Here is a 386-nt window from a genome sequence, read left to right on the forward strand (position 1 = left end):
GAGTCACGCTAAAGATGAGGGTGTTGTCTACCCCTTCAATCGCTTGCGCGTCGGTTGCCGCAATGCTGACCACGGGGGCGTCAATGGCGCCACCGTCTTCATCTAAGATCTCAGCGCTCGCCGTGGCGGTGCCAAGAGCGGCATTGACTGGGCTCGATAGGCTCATGCCAATGGTTTCTGATATCTCGTATATCGCATCTTGCGTTGGGGTGATGCTAAAGCTTGGCATGTCAGCAAGCAAGGTGCCTGCTGGAATGGACACGGTGACCCCTGCAATCGCATCCGCCACACTAATGGTTTGGGTGCTGCCATCAGCATTGGTCAGCAAGATGCTGTCAATGTCCGCCGCTTCTGCGTCGGTCAAGTTCAGGGTAGCAATCACACTG

Annotated in this window: 1 protein-coding gene; it reads right to left on the reverse strand. The window is 56.0% G+C overall.

The genetic code is table 11. The features are described from left to right. Positions 1 to 386: hypothetical protein (locus R0K30_RS21215; protein WP_410612744.1), on the reverse strand; the 386-nt coding region annotated here is incomplete at both ends.

Origin of the sequence: Bacillus sp. SIMBA_154 (assembly GCF_046536015.1) — a bacterium.
Lineage (GTDB): Bacteria > Bacillota > Bacilli > Bacillales > Bacillaceae > Bacillus > Bacillus pumilus_P.